This window comes from Vibrio sp. 704, assembly GCF_033339295.1.
Genome location: NZ_JAWOUH010000429.1, coordinates 1 through 710, shown reverse-complemented (window position 1 = coordinate 710; position 710 = coordinate 1). Strand labels below are relative to the sequence as shown.

The following is a 710-nucleotide window of genomic DNA, read 5'->3' as shown; positions in this document are numbered from 1 at the left end:
GTATTCATGTTCTAAGTTCCAAACAAAATGGTCAGGGTTCGCGTAAGACGCTTCATAAGCGACAAAGTTAGGAATATTGCCCGGCTTGGACGGGTCACCCTCAAGGTACATGCCGCCGTTGTTGGTACTGATATCAAAGATTGGCCCCGCATATTTGCCGTAGTCATCGCTGGAATCAAAAATATTCACTTGAAGCTGTGTATTATGATCATCAGCGACTGGCTGCTCGCCAGTTTCCAAAGATTGATGAAAATACCCTTCTTCGTAACCCATTTTGCTACAAGCGGCCACGTGCTGCTCTTGCGTCATGTTTTGCGACAGAATACGGATGGTTGGGCTACAAGTGTAGGTTTGCGATAACACCAAACCTTTGAGCTTGGTTTCGAAATCACAAATTCCGTACTCGCTGCATTCGGCGTAGTACGAGACCGTATCCGCAGCAGCAAGCCAAACGGCATCCCCTTTTCCGTACATCTCATAGCGAGCAAAAATATCTTTTAACTTGCTACTCACCGTTGTGGCGGCACTGCCCGAATATTTGGTCAGACGCCCCAATTCGCGACCCGCATTTGCCACCATGAACTCGTCACTCGCTCCTATCGAGGACTCTCTCAACGCAAAGTCACCCAATGCTTTTGCAAGTTCGGTTTGGTTACCGATGGTTTGAAAATATTGGTCGTTCCACTGACCGCCGAAGAAGAGGGTGAACA

General features: G+C 48.0%; 1 protein-coding gene. It reads right to left on the bottom strand.

Annotation, left to right across the window (positions count from 1 at the left end):
* On the bottom strand, window positions 1-710 hold a 710-nt coding region (locus R7R24_RS26910; protein ID WP_318120148.1), incomplete at both ends, for a collagenase.